The following is a 16169-nucleotide window of genomic DNA, read 5'->3' as shown; positions in this document are numbered from 1 at the left end:
TTTGTTCATTTTGCAAAGACCTCCAGCAATCGGGGCGCAATTCTATCCAGTGGGCGAATTTCAACAGCAGCGTCAATCGCCGCCGCCGCTTTGGGCATGCCATACACCGCCGAGCTCTGTTGGTCCTGGGCGATGGTCAAATATCCTTGTTCGCGCATCAGCTTGAGGCCTTGGGCGCCGTCGCGCCCCATGCCGGTGAGCAAGACGCCGACGGCGTCACCGTTCCAGTGGCTGGCGACGCTTTCGAAAAACACGTCGATCGACGGCCGGTAAATCTCGTTCACCGGCTCTGCGGTATAGGCTAGCGTGCCATTTTTCAACAAGCGAATATGATGGTTGGTGCCGGCCAGCAATACCACGCCGGGTTGAGGCGGCTCGCCTTCACAGGCCAGGCGCACCGGCAGACCTGAAGCGCTGCTCAACCACTCGGCCATGCCGGCGGCAAACACCTGGTCCACGTGCTGCACCAGCACGATGGCGGCGGGAAAATCCCGGGGCAAGCCCTTGAGCAGGGCTTCCAGGGCCGCCGGCCCACCGGCCGAAGATCCAATGGCGACCAGCCGTTGACGCTTGCCGGTGACCCGCTGCGGCGGGGTTTCGGCACGCACTCGGGTACCACGCTGGCCGATCAGCCAGCCAATATTAAGGATCTTGCGCAACAGCGGCGCCGCCGCATCCTTGGGGTTGCCCACGCCCAGTGCCGGGGTGTCCACCACATCCAGGGCGCCGTGGCCCATGGCTTCGAACACACGGCTGACGTTGGCCTGGCGGTCGACGGTGACGATCACGATCGCGCATGGCGTGTCGGCCATGATCTGCCGGGTAGCTTCCACGCCGTCCATCACCGGCATGATCAAATCCATCAGGATCAGGTCCGGGGTCAGCTCGGCACAACGTTGCACCGCTTCCAGGCCATTGCTGGCCACCCACACCACTTCATGGGCGGGCTCGTAACTCAAGGCACGACGCAAGGCTTCCACCGCCAGAGGCATGTCATTGACGATCGCAATCCTCATGCCCGGGCGCCTCCAATCAGTTCAACCACGGCGTCGAGCAAGGCGTCGTCATGGAAACTGGCTTTGGCTAAATAATAGTCGGCCCCGGCGTCGAGGCCACGGCGGCGGTCTTCTTCACGATCCTTGTAAGAAACCACCATCACCGGCAACGATTGCAGGCGACTGTCACGGCGCAAAAGTGTGACCAATTCAATACCGTCCATGCGAGGCATATCAATATCCGTGATAAGCAAGTCGAAGTCCTCGGAGCGCAATGCGTTCCAGCCATCCATGCCATCGACCGCAACGGCAACTTCATAACCACGGTTGAGTAACAATTTGCGTTGCAGCTCACGTACCGTCAGTGAGTCGTCCACCACCAGCACGCGTTTGCGCGGCGCTTCGGTGGCCTGCTGGCTGCGCCGGGCGATGCGCTCCAGGCGGCCGGTGTTGAGCAATTTATCCACCGAGCGCAGCATGTCTTCGACGTCGACGATCAACACCACCGAGCCGTCATCGAGCAAGGCCCCGGCGGAAATGTCCTGGACCTTGCCCAGGCGATCATCCAGCGGCAACACCACCAGGGTGCGCTCGCCAATAAAACGCTCCACGGCAATCCCGTACACGGCATCGCGTTCGCGGATCACCACCACTTTCAAGGTATCTGACGGGGTCTGCCCCGGCGGGCGCTGCAGCAACTGGCTGGCGGCAACCAGGCCGACGTGCCGGCCCTCATGCCAGAAGTGCTGGCGGCCTTCCAACTGCACGATGTCGTCGGGGGCCAGGTCGCACATGCGTTCGATATGCGCCAGGGGGAAGGCATAGGCTTCTTCGCCGACTTCCACCACCAGGCTGCGCACCACCGACAAGGTCAACGGCACCTCCAGATGGAAGCGGCTGCCCTGCCCTGCTGTCTGTTCCAGCACCACCGCGCCGCGCAGCTGGCGAACCATATGTTGCACCGCGTCCAGGCCGACCCCGCGCCCGGACACTTCGGTGACCTTGTCGCGCAGGCTGAACCCCGGCAGGAACAGGAACGTGAGCAGCTCTTCTTCGCTCAGGCGCAACGCCGTTTCCACCGGCGACAGGTGCCGGTCGACGATAGTGCCGCGCAGGCGCTCGAGGTCGACACCGTTGCCGTCATCGCTCAGCTCCAGCACCAGCAGCCCGGCCTGATGGGACGCGCGCAGGCGAATCAAGCCTTCCGCCGGCTTGCCCGCCAGCACGCGCTGCTCAGGGGTTTCGATGCCGTGGTCGACCGCATTGCGCAATAAATGGGTGAGCGGCGCTTCGAGCTTTTCCAGTACGTCACGGTCGACCTGGGTCTTTTCGCCCTCAATCTCCAGGCGCACCTGCTTGCCCAGGCTACGACCGAGGTCACGCACCATGCGCACCTGCCCGGCCAGCACGTCGGCAAACGGCCGCATGCGGCAGGCCAAGGCGGTGTCGTAGAGCACCTGGGCACGCTGGCCGGCCTGCCAACCGAACTCATCCAGCTCGGCGTTTTTTTCCGCCAGCAGGGCCTGGGCTTCACTCAGCAGGCGACGGGTATCGGCCAGGGCTTCCTGGGCTTCCAGATTCAGATCCAGGGATTTGAGCTGGCCATCCAGGGCGTCGAGGGCACGCAAGCTGTTGCTCTGAATGCGCTTGAGCCGCTGCAGGCTGGCCAGGTACGGCTTGAGCCGCTGGGTTTCCACCAGGGATTTGCTGGACAAGTCCAACAGGCTGTTCAAGCGCTCGGCTGTGACCCGCAGCACCCGCTCGCCGCCTTCGGTCATGCGCTTGTTCTGGCGCGGGGCTTCGCTACTGACCGCTGGCGCGGGCTCCAGCTCAGGCTCCAGCAGCAACGCGTCAACCCGCGGCGCGCTGATGGGCTCGGGTTTTGGCACCGGCGTGGCAATCGGCTGCGAGGGGTCGAGCAAGCGCTCCATCAGCGCTACGTACGCTTCGATATCCGCCGGCCCCACATCGTTGCCCGGGGTGGCGATACGCATCAGCAGGTCGGTGCCTTGCAGCAACGCATCGATATGCTCAGGTTGCAGGTACAGGCGGCCCTCCTGGGCGCTGACCAGGCAATCTTCCATGACATGGGCCACGCTGACCCCGGCATCCACGCCGACAATCCGCGCCGCCCCTTTAAGTGAATGCGCGGCGCGCATGCAGGCTTCGAGCTGGTCGGCCTGGGTCGGGTTGCGCTCCAGCGCCAGCAGGCCCGCGCTCAACACCTGGGTCTGCGCGTCCGCTTCCAGGCTGAACAGTTCCAACAGCGAGGCATCGCGCATCTGGTCGGGGGTCATGCGAGGCTCCGGGTCACGGCGGACAACAATTGCGCTTCGTCCAGCCAACGCAGGCTGCGCCCTTTCCACTGCAACACGCCTTGGGTGTAGCGGGCGCTGGCCTGGGTGCCGGACACCGACGCGGCCTGCAGGGTGCGCTCATCGATGGCGTGGATGCCGTCTACTTCATCCACCGGCACCACGACCGGGCCGTCCTGGGCAGCGATGATCAGCATGCGCGGCATGATCCGCCCGCCACTGGCGCCGGTACTGGTGCTGTCCAGGCCCAACAGTTCCACCAGTGACAGGCATGCCACCAGCGCCCCGCGTACATTGGCCACGCCCAGCAGCGCCCGGGAGCGCTGGTGCGGCAGCGAGTGGATCGGCTGCAACGGCGCCACTTCCACCAGGCAGCGGGTGGCGATCCCGAGCCATTCTTCGCCGAGGCGGAACATCAACAGCGAACGGGTGACCACCTCGTTATCCGCTTCGGCAGTTGCCTGCGCGTGATGGTCGTCCTGTTGCAGCGCGTAGCGGTCAAGCAGGCGCGTGGCAGCGGCGGAATACACCGAGCAATTGCGGCAGTGGATGTGCTCAGCCAACAACGGGCAGGACTTGTCGCCATGGATACCGATGCGGTTCCAACAGTCATCAATGGCTTGGGTGTCAGTCAGCGTCAGGTCCAGGCCTGCGGTGTCGAGCACGTCAGGGCTACTCATCGTTTGGACTCACTGTCAGCTCGCTCGCTACGGGCGGCGCGTGCCTGAAGACGACGCGCGCCGGCACTGTCGCCCTGGGACTCGAGCAACGCGGCCAGGTGCATCAGGGCCTGGGGATGCTGCGGTTCCAGATACAGGGCTTTTCGGTAATACCCCTGGGCCTCCAGGGCACTGCCAGCCACATCGCTGAGCAGCCCCAGCCAATAAAACACCTGGGCGGCCGGTGGGTGGCTGCTCAAATACCGCTCGCAGGCCGCACGGGCCTCGGCACTTTTGCCCTCGTTGGCCAGGGTTGCGATCTGGCTGAGCAAATCCCCGGCATCGGTAGGCACCCCTTTGACCGGTGGCACGCTGGGGCTGACCGTACTGAACGGCCGCGGCTTGAGCGGTATGGGCGCCGCCCTGCGCTGCGGTAGCGGCGCGGGCGTCGGTTTGACCACAGGTGCTGGCGGCGGGGTCGGTTCTACATGCCGACTGAAAGCGAAGGACTGCGGCACGCCGATGGAGCGCATACCGTGGCGCCCCAGCAGGCTGCCCTCGGCTGGGCCGATAAACAGCACACCGTCCACGTGAGTCAACGCCTTGAGCACATCAAACACTTGTTTCTGGGTCGGCTGGTCGAAGTAGATCAGCAGGTTGCGGCAGAACACAAAGTCGTAGGTTGGCTCGTTCGCCAGCAGTGCCGGGTCCAGCAAGTTGCCGACTTGCAGGCGCACTTGTTCGCGCACTCGGTCGGCGATGTGGTAACTGCCTGCGTCTTCAGTGAAGTGGCGGTCGCGAAACTCAAGGTCGGCGCCGCGAAACGAGTTCTTGCCGTACACGCCCCGCCGCGCGCGCTCCACCGACAGTGGGCTGACATCCATGCCCTGCACTTTGAACTGGTGGGGCGCCAAACCCGCATCGAGCAAGGCCATGGCAATCGAATAGGGCTCTTCGCCGGTCGAACACGGCAGGCTGAGAATGCGCAGGGCGCGCATCTGGTTGATCTCGGCCAGGCGCACCTGGGCCAGTCGGGCCAGGGTGGCAAAGGATTCGGGATAGCGGAAAAACCAGGTCTCGGGGACGATCACCGCTTCGATCAGCGCTTGCTGCTCGTCATGGGAGGTTTGCAGGTGCTGCCAGTAAGCCTGCGCCGACGGCGACTGGGACGACTGGCAGCGCTGGCGCACCGCGCGTTCGATGATCGCCTCGCCCACCGAAGCGACGTCCAGGCCGATGCGTTCTTTCAAGAACGCGAAAAACCGCGGGTCATTGCTCATAGGCTCAACTCGGCACAGAACAACAAGGCGCGCACTGGCGCGGTCAACAGATCCGCGACGCCAATCCACTGCATCAAGCCTTGGGCATCCTCGCGCACCGGCCCCAGGTACGGCGCCTGCTGGTTGTCCAGGCCATAGGGCTGGAACTCGGCGGGGTCGCAACGCAGGGTGTCGGTGGCCTGTTCCAGGATCAGCCCCAGCCAACGCGCCTCACTCCAGGGCTGCGGTTGGTAATTGACCAGCACCAGGCGCGTACTGGTGCGCGCCTGGGCCGAAGTGCCGAACGTCAGCGCGCTCAAGTCGATGACCGGCACCAGCACCCCACGATGGGCGAAGATACCCGCCACCCATAAGGGCGCTTGGGCGATGGGTTTAAGCGCCAGGCGCGGCAGCACCTCGGCCACTTCGGTGGCCTTGAGGGCAAAACGTTCGTTGCCGATGCGAAACACCAGGAACAACGCCTTTTTCGCTGCCGGGACGGCACCGCGTTTAGCCGCGAGCTCGCTCATCAGACTTTGAAACGCGAGACGCCGCTGCGCAGACCGACCGCAACCTGGCTCAGTTCATCAATGGCAAAGCTGGCCTGGCGCAGGGATTCGACGGTCTGGCTGCTGGCATCGCCCAATTGCACCAGCGCGTGGTTGATCTGCTCGGCGCCGGTGGCCTGGGCCTGCATGCCTTCGTTGACCATCAACACCCGCGGCGCCAGGGCCTGTACCTGATGGATGATCTGCGACAGTTGCTCGCCCACTTGTTGCACCTCAGACATGCCCCGGCGCACCTCCTCGGAAAACTTGTCCATGCCCATCACCCCCGCCGACACCGCCGACTGGATCTCGCGCACCATCTGTTCGATGTCGTAGGTCGCCACGGCGGTCTGATCGGCCAGGCGACGCACTTCGGTGGCAACCACGGCAAAGCCGCGCCCGTATTCACCGGCTTTCTCTGCCTCGATGGCCGCGTTGAGGGACAACAGGTTGGTCTGGTCGGCCACCTTGACGATGGTCACTACCACCTGGTTGATGTTGCCGGCCTTCTCATTGAGGATCGCCAGCTTGGCGTTGACCAGGTCGGCGGCGCCCATCACCGAGTGCATGGTTTCTTCCATGCGGGCCAGGCCCTGCTGGCCGGAACCTGCTGCCACCGAGGCCTGGTCGGCGGCGGTGGACACTTCGGTCATGGTGCGGACCAAGTCTTTGGACGTGGCGGCGATTTCGCGGGATGTGGCGCCGATTTCGGTGGTTGTCGCCGCGGTTTCTGTCGCGGTGGCCTGTTGCTGCTTGGAGGTCGCGGCAATCTCGGTGACCGAGGTAGTGACCTGTACCGATGAGCGCTGCGCCTGGGACACCAGTGCAGTCAGCTCGGTCATCATGTCGTTGAAGCCGGTTTCGACTGCGTTGAATTCGTCCTTGCGCTCCAGGTTCAGGCGCTTGCTCAGGTCGCCGGTGCGCATGACTTCAAGGATTTGAACGATGCGCTGCATCGGCGCCATGATCGCGCGCATCAGCAACAGGCCACACAGCGCGGCGGCGAGAATTGCCAGCAGCAGCGAGACGCCCATGCTGATCTTCGCGGCCGCTACCGCATCATCGATGGCGGCGGTAGCGTTGTCGGCGACCTGTTTGTTCTCGTTGATAATGTCATTGAGCTTCATGCGGCCTGCGGTCCAGGCGGGGGTCAGTTGCTCGTTGAACAACCTCAGCGCTTCGGCTGAATTGTTGCTCTGATGTGCTTCCAGGACCTGAGCGAGAATCCGATTGTAGTTCTGATGCAGTTTTTCGAAGGCATCGAACTCGGTGCGATCCTGATCGATATTGATCGTCGCCGCATAGCTACCCATGTGCTGTTCGAGCCGTGCTTCGAAAGACTTGTAGTCCTGCTTGTCAACCTCGGAAATGCCCTGGTTCTTGTGGATACCGACCAGTTCCTGGGTTTGCAGGTAGCTGTCGACCCAGGCGCTGCGAATCATCGAGCTGAAAAACACCCCCGGCACTGCATCGTCTCGGACTGAGTTTTCGCTGACTTCGATTTTCAGCAGGCGTGAATACGAGACTACGACCATCAGCAGCATGATCGCGATAATTACCGCAAAGCTCGCCAAAATCCTTTGGCGCAGGGTCCAGTTCTTCACAGTAATTCCTCGAGGGCCGTTCAAATGGAGGGGAGTATAGCTGAGCGGCTGCGCGCTTTTATCAAGGCTTTTGATGTGCAGTGCACAGAATGCAGATGTGCTCGCGTTGGCCACAGCTATCTACACAATTTTGGTACGGCGCTGGACCTGTGGCGAGGGAGCTTGCTCCCGTGACGGCCTGATAGCCGACACCTATTCACCTGCCCCCCCACAATCTGAATGTGGCTGGCTTGCCTGAGAAGGCGGCAACGCTTATCTACCAGACACCCCGCGATCCAACTGTGGGAGCGGGCTTGCTCGCGAAGGAGGCCTCCCAGCCTACGGTTATCTACCTGACGCTCCGCGGCCCAATTGTGGGAGCGGGCTTGCCTGCGAAGGCGGCCTAACAGCCTACGGCTATCTACCTGACTCCCCGCGACCCAACTGTGGGAGCTGGCTTGCCTGCGAAGGCGGCCTAACAGCCTACGGCTATCTACCTGACGCCCCGCGACCCAACTGTGGGAGCTGGCTTGCCTGCGAAGGCGGCCTAACAGCCTACGGCTATCTACCTGACTCCCCGCGACCCAACTGTGGGAGCTGGCTTGCCTGCGAAGGCGGCCTAACAGCCTACGGCTATCTACCTGACTCCCCGCGACCCAACTGTGGGAGCTGGCTTGCCTGCGAAGGCGGCCTAACAGTCAACACAGCTGGATTGTGTACATATCCATTCCTGCGGTAACGGCTACTTAGGGTTCCGCTCTGACAGCGGCTCACTTTTGAACAGCGCAAAAGTAAGCAAAACGCTCTTGCCCCACCACTCGGCACCTCGCTTGGGCTCGGTGTGCCCGTAATCCGCCAGTGATTTGGGGGGCCGCCGCCACGCGCCATCCATGGCGCGGGGCGGCTAAACCGGCATCCCTGCCGGTTTACCCCCCAAATCCCTGTCGAATTCCGGCCAGCGTGGTTTAACGGGGCGCCTAAGATCAAAAGCAGATCAAGAGCAAGATCAAGGGCGGCTCGCTTCGCATCGTAGTTACGGTGTTGGTATCTATGCCGAGATGGCGTCAGTCAGTCAGAAATAGTAGTGACTGGCCCACCGCATTCGCGGGCAAGCCCGCTCCCACAGGTTTGACTGGCGTGTGGCCCTATTTACGCGTTTAGCCGTACTTGTTTTTCCAGCTCAAGCTTCAAGCCTGGTTCAAGTTTCAGCTGGCGGGCCAGTTCGTCCAGGTAGGCTTTTTCCATGAAGTTTTCTTCGTCCACCAGCATCACGCTGGCGATGTACATTTCGGCGGCCATTTCCGGGGTGCTGGCGGCGCGAGCGACGTCGGTGGGGTCCAGGGGTTTGTTGAGTTCGGCGTGTAGCCAGTGTTGCAACTCCTGATCGTTGTCCAGCTTGGTAAATTCGCCTTCGATCAAGGCGCGCTCGCGCTCATCCACATGCCCGTCAGCCTTGGCCGCGGCTACCAGTGCCTTGAGAATGCCTTGGCTGTGTTGCTCCACTTGGGCCGGTGGCAGGCGGTCGATGGTTTGCGGCTCGCCTTGGGGCGCGCTGGCCTGCTGGGCTTGCCAGTTGCCGTAAGCCTTGTAGGCAATCACACCGAGTGCGGCCAAGCCGCCGTAGGTGAGTGCCTTGCCGCCGAATTTGCGGGCTTTTTTGTTGCCCAGCAGCAAGCCCATGGCTCCCGCTGCCAGGGCGCCGCCGCCGGCACCGCCGAGCATGCTGCCGAGCCCGCCACCGTTGAGCAAGCCGCCGAGGGCGCCCTTGTCATTGGACTTGCGTTGGCCGCCGGCCTTGTTTTGCAACATGTCCTGGCCAGACTTGAGCAGTTGATCGAGCAATCCACGGGTATTCATTCGTAGCCTCCAGACACTTGGGTTCGTAGGACCAATAGGCCTCCAGCGTAAAACTAAGTGCCAAAAAGCCGTGATCTAGAGTGCTTCCAGATGTAACGCTCTGCCGCGATGCTGGAAATGTCTTGTTGCACATGCAACGCCATCATCCCGCCATCAATCAATTTGCCTCGCTCATCGAACCGCTTAAGCTATCCGGCGTCTGTTTATTGTCCGTTGCGTTTGGCCGAAGGCATGTCCGAACCTTTATTTCTGATCCGTTACGTGCCAGGAACGGCGCGGGATTTGCTCACGACAGGTTGTCTCTATGCACCGCAGGAATTTGCTCAAAGCATCCATGGCCATTGCGGCTTACACCGGTTTGTCGGCCAGTGGCCTGCTGGCCGCGCAGGCCTGGGCCGCAAACCAGGCTGCCGATGGCAAGGCCGTGGCGTTCGATTTCGAATCGCTCAAGGCCCAGGCCAAGCAATTGGCCACCCGTGGCTACCAGGACACTAAGCAGGTGCTGCCGCCGACCCTGGCCACCATGACCCCGCAGAATTTCAACGCCATCGGCTACGACCGCAACCATTCGCTGTGGAAGGAGTTGAACGGCCAACTGGACGTGCAGTTCTTCCACGTCGGCATGGGTTTCAAGACGCCGGTGCGCATGCACAGCGTCGACCCCAAGACCCGTGAAGCCCGCGAAGTGCACTTTCGCCCTTCGCTGTTCAACTATGAAAAAACCACGATGGACACCCAGCAACTGACCGGCGACCTGGGTTTCTCCGGCTTCAAGCTGTTCAAGGCGCCGGAACTGGACCGCCATGACGTGCTCTCGTTTCTGGGCGCCAGCTACTTCCGTGCGGTGGATTCCACCGGCCAGTACGGCCTCTCGGCGCGCGGCCTGGCGATTGATACCTACGCGAAAAAACGCGAGGAATTCCCTGATTTCACGCAGTTCTGGTTCGAAACCCCGGACAAGAACGCCACGCGTTTTGTGGTCTACGCCCTGCTCGACTCGCCCAGCGCCACTGGCGCCTATCGCTTCGATATCGACTGCCAGGCCAACCAAGTGGTGATGGCGATCGACGCGCACATCAATGCGCGCACCGCCATCGAACAACTGGGCATCGCGCCCATGACCAGTATGTTCAGCTGCGGCACCCATGAGCGCCGCATGTGCGACACCATTCACCCGCAAATCCACGACTCGGACCGCCTGGCCATGTGGCGCGGCAACGGCGAATGGGTCTGCCGGCCCCTGAACAACCCGGCCAAGCTGCAATTCAACGCGTTCGCCGACACTAACCCCAAAGGCTTCGGCCTGGTGCAGACCGACCATGAGTTCGCCAGCTACCAGGACACCGTCGACTGGTACAGCAAACGCCCAAGCCTGTGGGTTGAACCGACCACGGCCTGGGGCGAAGGCTCGATCGACCTGCTGGAAATCCCTACCACTGGCGAAACCCTGGACAATATCGTGGCCTTCTGGACCCCGAAAAAGCCCGTGGCCGCCGGTGATTCGCTCAACTACGGCTACAAGCTGTACTGGAGCGCACTGCCGCCGGTGAGCACGCCGCTGGCACAGGTCGACGCGACCCGTTCGGGCATGGGCGGTTTTACCGAAGGCTGGGCCCCCGGCGAGCATTATCCGAAAGTATGGGCGCGGCGTTTTGCCGTGGACTTCAAGGGCGGCGGCCTGGATCGCCTGCCGGCGGGCACTGGCATCGAGCCTGTGGTGACCTGTTCCCACGGTGAGGTGAAGGACTTCAGCGTGCTGGTGCTGGACAACATCAAGGGTTACCGCATCCTGTTCGACTGGTACCCCACCAGCGACAGCGTGGAGCCGGTCGAGCTACGCCTGTTTATTCGCACCCAGGACCGCACCCTCAGTGAAACCTGGCTGTATCAGTACTTCCCGCCTGCGCCAGAGCAACGCAAGTACACCTGATGCCACACTGCACGATCATTCCCACGCAATAACGTGGGAATGATCGGATTTGGCTCAGAACCGCGACACGCTTTTCATCGCGCCAATCAGATAGCGCATCGCCACCTGATCACTCTCGGTCAGCGCCCGATATTGCGCCAGCAACTCCATTTCATCTGAACTCAATCTTCGACCCCGCAAGGACATCCGGCGGCTCAGAAAAGACGCCACCGCACCCGCTACGCCATAGGACTTGGCCATGGACAGCTACTCCTGATATCAGTCAAATACTCCTGGTGCCCATTTCCCAACTCCCGAGAAGCGCAACGGCTTCGCGGACCAACCGCCTGTCTCCCTGGGCCAGAAGTCGGGCTTACCCTTAGCGTAGAAACTATCTCATCATTCGTGGGATTTTTTTAGAGTATTAACTTAAAAAATAACGTCGGTAATAAAAGCCTACAGCGATTGCTCACGCAGTGGCCGATATCGGCTGCGCAACGCCTACAACGCGCGCAAGAAAAAACCCACCGTATCAGGGTGGGTTTGGCACAGAGGTGAGCAGGATCAATCCCGCAGGTCCGACTCATGAATCGGCTGGTCCCGATGAGTCGCCCGCTGGTATTGCGCAGGCCAGGTTGCCTTGCGCCCACCCAGGTCATCGTCGGCGTGCAGTGGCCAATAAGGGTCACGCAGCAGTTCGCGGGCCAGGAAAATAATGTCGGCTTGGCAGGTACGCAGGATGTGCTCGGCTTGGGCGGGTTCGGTAATCATGCCAACGGTGCCGGTGGCCATGCCCGATTCCTTGCGCACGCGCTCAGCGAAGCGCGTCTGGTAGCCGGGGCCGGTGGGAATCTCGGCATTGGCGGCAGTGCCCCCGGACGATACGTCAATCAGATCCACCCCCAGGTCTTTCAGGCGGCGCGCCAATTCCACGGTTTCATCCGGGTTCCAGCCGTCTTCCACCCAATCGGTGGCCGACACGCGCACAAACAGCGGCAACTCCTCAGGCCACACGGTGCGCACGGCCTTGGTCACTTCCAGCACCAGGCGAATGCGGTTTTCGAAAGAGCCGCCATAGTGGTCTTGACGCTGGTTGCTGATCGGCGAGAGGAACTGGTGCAACAGATACCCGTGGGCGGCATGGATTTCCACCACTTCAAAGCCTGCGGTCAAGGCGCGCTTGGCGGCGGCGACAAAGTCGGCGATCACCTGCTGGATCTGTGCTTCGTCCAGTGGCTTGGGCTGGGTGTGATTGGGGTCGAAGGCAATCGGCGAGGGCCCCACCGGCACCCAGCCGCCCTCCTCCGGTTTGACGCTGCCGTGTTTGCCGATCCATGGCCGATGAGTGCTGGCCTTGCGCCCGGCATGGGCCAGCTGAATTCCGGCCACTGCGCCCTGGGCCGCGATAAACCGCGTAATACGCCGCAACGGTTCGATCTGGGCGTCGTTCCACAGGCCCAGGTCCTGGGCGGTGATGCGGCCGTCGGCGGCCACCGCCGTGGCCTCGGTAAAAATCAGCCCGGCGCCGCCCACGGCTCGGCTGCCGAGGTGCACCAGGTGCCAGTCATTGGCCAGGCCATCGTCGCTGGAGTATTGGCACATGGGTGAAACCGCGATGCGGTTGAGCAGGGTCAATTGGCGCAGGGTGTAAGGTTCGAGCAGCTGACTCATGGCGCACCTCTTCTGGGCTTCATAGGCATTTTTGTAGGAGCGAGCTCGCTCGCGAAGGCCTCACAGGGGTCGCGTTTATCCAGGATTAACGCGTGATCGTTGACGTTTTTCGCGAGCAAGCTCGCTCCTACCAGCCTAGTCGACAACCATCGTTTGCACAGGGTTCAGAAAGGAAAGCGGGAGCCGATTGCCGGCTCCCGGTAGGCAGCGCCTTACATCTCGACCTGGGTGCCCAGCTCGATCACACGGTTGACCGGCAGTTTGAAGAACCGCAGGTTGCCGTTGGCGTTTTTCAACATGAAGGCAAACAACACTTCGCGCCAACGGGCCATGCCTTTGATACGCGAGGCAATCACCGTTTCACGGCTAAGGAAATAGGTGGTGCGCATCGGGCTGAAGTCCAGATCATCCAGATGGCACAGCTTCAACGCTTCGGGTACGTCCGGTTCATCGGTAAACCCGAAGTGCAGGATCACCCGGAAGAAGCCTTCGCCATAGGCATCCACCTCGAAGCGCCGCGCCGCTGGCACCCGTGGAATGTCTTCATAGACCACGGTCAACAGCACCACCTGCTCATGCAGCACCTGGTTATGCAGCAGGTTGTGCAACAGCGCATGGGGCACGGCGTCGGGCCGCGCGGTGAGGAACACCGCCGTGCCCTGCACGCGATGGGGCGGCTGTACGCGGATACTACTGATAAAGATCGGCAATGGCAGGCCACCCTCGTCGAGACGGCCGACCAGCAATTGCTTGCCGCGCTTCCAGGTGGTCATCAGCACAAACAGCACGATCCCCGCCAGTACCGGGAAGGCCCCGCCCTGGAGAATCTTCGGCGCGTTGGCCGCGAAGAACAGGCCGTCTACCAACAGGCAGCAGAGCAACAGCGGCACGGCCAGCACCGGCGGCCATTTCCACAGCAGCAGCATGACCGCCGATACCAGAATGGTGGTCATCAGCATGGTGCCTGTTACAGCTACGCCGTAGGCCGAGGCCAGGGCACCGGAAGATTCGAAACCCAGCACCAGCAGGATCACGCCGACCATCAACGACCAGTTCACTGCACCGATGTAGATCTGGCCCTGTTCGGCACTGGAGGTGTGCTGGATATGCATGCGCGGGATATAACCCAGCTGGATCGCCTGGCGGGTCAACGAGAACGCGCCGGAAATCACCGCCTGGGAAGCGATTACCGTGGCCATAGTGGACAAGCCCACCAACGGGACCAGCGCCCAGCTCGGCGCCAGCAGGTAGAACGGGTTGCGCGCAGCCTCCGGATCGCCCAGCAGCATCGCGCCCTGGCCGAAATAGTTGAGCACCAGCGCCGGCAGCACCAGCAGGAACCAGGCGCGGGCGATGGGTTTGCGGCCAAAGTGGCCCATGTCGGCGTAGAGCGCTTCTGCGCCGGTCAAGGCCAGCACCACCGCGCCGAGGATCGCCACGCCAATACCCGGGTGAACCATAAAGAAGCGCACGCCCCACGCCGGGTTCAGCGCATTGAGCACTTCGGGTTGCTGCAAAATGCCGTACACCCCCAGGCCGCCCAACACCAGGAACCAGGTGACCATCACCGGGCCGAACAGCTTGCCGATGCGGTCGGTGCCGTGTTTCTGGATCAGGAACAGCGCCACCAGTACCACCAAGGCAATAGGCACCACCCATTTTTCCAGGCCGTCGAACGCCAGTTCCAAGCCTTCGATGGCCGACAACACTGAAATCGCCGGGGTGATCATACTGTCGCCGTAGAACAGCGCCGCGCCACACAGGCCACACACCACCAGAAAACCGTGCAATTTGGCCCGCGTGCCGGCAGCTCGCCGCGCCAGCGCGGTGAGCGCCATGATCCCGCCCTCGCCCTGGTTATCGGCACGCAGCACGAACAGCACGTACTTGATCGACACCACCCAGATCAGCGACCAGAAGATCAGCGCGAGGATCCCCAAGACACCGTCATGGTTGACCTGCACGCCATAACCACCGTTGAACACCTCTTTAAGGGTGTAGAGCGGGCTGGTCCCGATATCGCCATAAACCACCCCGACCGCCGCCACCAGCATGCCAATCGGCTTGGCTTTTGAATGCTCGGCACCGGCTGCCTGACTACTTGCCTGACCCATCAACCACTCCTGCCCTTTTGACCTGAGGTCTTTTATAAACAGCGCTTCTAAGCTGACCCTAGCATGCGCTGTTTTACTTCTCGTAACAGACGTTTTATTGACCCAAGGGCTTTACCCGTGCGCAACGGCGCGAAGCATAGCGCAGCACTCGTCGTATTTCCCCGTTCAAGTGAACGGGGTGTCGTTTTAGGCAATCAGTCATAGAGGCCACAGCAGCACTTTGGCGCCTTTTTGCCTGCATTGATCACATTTACGGCCAACCGTATATTCCTGGCCCGGCTCAGTCGTGCTGCTTGGGTGGTGTGAGCAGGAGCGCCTTGCCGGATTACCTGATCGGTCAATCGTGCATTCGCATGGCGCGCAGTCGATATAAAAACTCAATTATCGAGCTGTCTCTTTTAAGGTACATTCCTCATATACGAAGTGAAACACGTACTGTCAATCAACGGCGTGGATATCTACCAGGCTTGGCTGGATACAGTGCAGGACACGCGTTCGAAAGCAAGAATCACCACCAGAGTGGATCGGGCGTCCCTTAGTCACTTTGGCATTACCGAGCCAGTGGGTGATGGGGTCTTTGAGATGAAGCTCGATTTCGGCCCGGGGTTTCGCGTGTATTACGCAGTCCAGGATCGAAAAATCATTTTCCTATTGGGCGGTGGTTCGAAGGCCAGACAGCAGAACGATATCGATCAGGCCAAGGCTCTCTGGAAATCTTACAAGGTGCAGCAAAAATGACCATTCGTACCCGCCCGCACGAAGATAGCGTTCTGGAAATGCTTCGCAACGACGAGGCATTTGCCCTCGAATATTTGTCTGTCGCGCTTGAAGAAATAGATGAAGCCGGTGGCGAGGACGCTTTCCTTGTTGCTATCCGTCGAGTGGCGGAAGCCCGTGGTGGGATGCTCAGCTTGTCGCAGAACACCGGACTCAATCGAGCAAACCTCTACAGGTCCATCGGCGTCGGCGGCGATCCTAAGCTCTCTACTTTGCTTAAAGTCCTCCAGGCGTTAGGTGTGGGCATGTCTAAAGTGGTATCGCACCGAACCGAACAAGACATCCAGGCTTAAGCGCGCGCCAGTGGCTATGGGGATTACCCGGCGCAGCACTCGTCGTATTTCCCTGCATAAAGCTGGTCAAGTGCGTTGCCCACCGATAGAATTGCGCACTTTTTGATCAGAGGCGCGCCAAGCGCCCGTCCGTTGCCTTGTCGTGCACGACCGGCAGCGTCATTCAATACCGAGGTTAGACATGTCCAC

At 61.4% G+C, this 16169-nt stretch carries 13 protein-coding genes; 3 read left to right on the top strand and 10 right to left on the bottom strand.

The features are described from left to right. Positions 1-5 precede the first annotated feature (5 nt). The 7 genes from N2A98_RS06305 to N2A98_RS06275 form a co-directional block, all read right to left on the bottom strand. Positions 6-1016 (bottom strand): chemotaxis response regulator protein-glutamate methylesterase, encoded by a 1011-nt coding sequence (locus N2A98_RS06305; RefSeq protein ID WP_044272244.1) that lies wholly within the window; start codon positions 1014-1016, stop codon positions 6-8. Further along, complete coding sequence (locus N2A98_RS06300; protein WP_275623158.1) at positions 1013-3292, bottom strand: hybrid sensor histidine kinase/response regulator; 2280 nt, start codon at positions 3290-3292, stop codon at positions 1013-1015. Before N2A98_RS06300 ends, N2A98_RS06305 begins: the two co-directional genes overlap by 4 nt. After that, positions 3289-3990 carry a chemotaxis protein CheW gene (locus tag N2A98_RS06295; protein ID WP_044272240.1) on the bottom strand — a complete coding sequence of 234 codons (702 nt, stop codon included), beginning with the start codon at positions 3988-3990 and terminating at the stop codon, positions 3289-3291. Before N2A98_RS06295 ends, N2A98_RS06300 begins: the two co-directional genes overlap by 4 nt. After that, positions 3987-5249 carry a protein-glutamate O-methyltransferase CheR gene (locus tag N2A98_RS06290; protein WP_044272239.1) on the bottom strand — a complete coding sequence of 421 codons (1263 nt, stop codon included), beginning with the start codon at positions 5247-5249 and terminating at the stop codon, positions 3987-3989. Before N2A98_RS06290 ends, N2A98_RS06295 begins: the two co-directional genes overlap by 4 nt. Further along, the gene (locus N2A98_RS06285; RefSeq protein WP_003189072.1) at positions 5246-5758 is read right to left on the bottom strand and encodes a chemotaxis protein CheW; all 513 of its coding nucleotides are present in this window, start codon (positions 5756-5758) and stop codon (positions 5246-5248) included. The genes N2A98_RS06290 and N2A98_RS06285 overlap by 4 nt, the downstream gene beginning before the upstream one ends. Next, a complete protein-coding gene (locus tag N2A98_RS06280) occupies positions 5758-7380 on the bottom strand; it encodes a methyl-accepting chemotaxis protein (protein ID WP_044272237.1) in 1623 nt (540 codons plus the stop codon). Before N2A98_RS06280 ends, N2A98_RS06285 begins: the two co-directional genes overlap by 1 nt. A 1128-nt stretch (positions 7381-8508) precedes the next feature. Next, complete coding sequence (locus N2A98_RS06275; RefSeq protein WP_044272228.1) at positions 8509-9216, bottom strand: tellurite resistance TerB family protein; 708 nt, start codon at positions 9214-9216, stop codon at positions 8509-8511. Between the two features lie 304 nt (positions 9217-9520). Here N2A98_RS06275 and N2A98_RS06270 point away from each other — a divergent pair, with 304 nt between their 5' ends. Continuing rightward, positions 9521-11146, top strand: coding sequence for a glucan biosynthesis protein D (locus N2A98_RS06270; protein ID WP_275623157.1), 1626 nt, complete (start codon positions 9521-9523; stop codon positions 11144-11146). A gap of 54 nt (positions 11147-11200) precedes the next feature. Here N2A98_RS06270 and N2A98_RS06265 read toward each other — a convergent pair whose 3' ends face one another. The 3 genes from N2A98_RS06265 to N2A98_RS06255 all read right to left on the bottom strand — a co-directional run bounded on the left by N2A98_RS06265 (position 11201) and on the right by N2A98_RS06255 (position 14910). Next, on the bottom strand, positions 11201-11386 hold the full coding sequence (locus N2A98_RS06265; RefSeq protein ID WP_003189066.1) for a hypothetical protein: 186 nt from the start codon (positions 11384-11386) through the stop codon (positions 11201-11203). Positions 11387-11689: 303 nt separating this feature from the next. Beyond that, entirely contained in the window at positions 11690-12796 is a 1107-nt protein-coding gene (locus tag N2A98_RS06260) for an NADH:flavin oxidoreductase/NADH oxidase (protein WP_275623156.1), read from the bottom strand. A 212-nt stretch (positions 12797-13008) separates the two neighbouring features. After that, entirely contained in the window at positions 13009-14910 is a 1902-nt protein-coding gene (locus N2A98_RS06255; RefSeq protein WP_275623155.1) for a potassium transporter Kup, read from the bottom strand. A 414-nt stretch (positions 14911-15324) separates the two neighbouring features. Between N2A98_RS06255 and N2A98_RS06250 the strand changes: the two genes are divergently transcribed. Continuing rightward, a complete protein-coding gene (locus N2A98_RS06250) occupies positions 15325-15648 on the top strand; it encodes a type II toxin-antitoxin system RelE/ParE family toxin (RefSeq protein ID WP_345774700.1) in 324 nt (107 codons plus the stop codon). Beyond that, a complete protein-coding gene (locus N2A98_RS06245; protein WP_032893244.1) occupies positions 15645-15980 on the top strand; it encodes an addiction module antidote protein in 336 nt (111 codons plus the stop codon). The genes N2A98_RS06250 and N2A98_RS06245 overlap by 4 nt, the downstream gene beginning before the upstream one ends. Positions 15981-16169: the final 189 nt, after the last annotated feature.

This window comes from Pseudomonas sp. FJ2-5-13, from assembly GCF_029201605.1.
GTDB classification, from domain to species: Bacteria; Pseudomonadota; Gammaproteobacteria; order Pseudomonadales; family Pseudomonadaceae; genus Aquipseudomonas; species Aquipseudomonas lactis.
The sequence above is the reverse complement of the archived record's forward strand: the minus strand, read 5'-3'. Positions and strand labels throughout refer to the sequence as shown.